The 251-nt window shown below is 34.3% G+C and carries 1 protein-coding gene; it reads right to left on the reverse strand.

The window, feature by feature from the left end; genetic code table 11:
* Positions 1 to 251: hypothetical protein (locus tag GJQ66_RS14355; RefSeq protein ID WP_196215942.1), on the reverse strand; the 251-nt coding region annotated here is incomplete at both ends.

Raw genomic sequence — 251 nt, forward strand, 5'->3', positions numbered from 1 at the left:
GAGTAATTTCCGTTCTCATCTGTTTTAATTGGATTCGCAGGAAATGGACTGTTATAAAACGAAACAACTGAATTACTTGATTGATTGACTGGTAAACCTAGCTGACTTGCTTGTTCCGTTTCAGGATCATTTAACTGAATGTTAAAGTCATATAGAAATTCACCATTTGCATCGAATTGACTATCTTTATATTCAATAACCTTTTGGTCTAACGAATCAAAACTAGTCTTCATTGTTGGCGCACCTAAATC

This window comes from Microbacterium sp. ZXX196 (assembly GCF_009709595.1).
In the GTDB taxonomy this organism is placed as follows: domain Bacteria; phylum Actinomycetota; class Actinomycetes; order Actinomycetales; family Microbacteriaceae; genus Microbacterium; species Microbacterium excoecariae.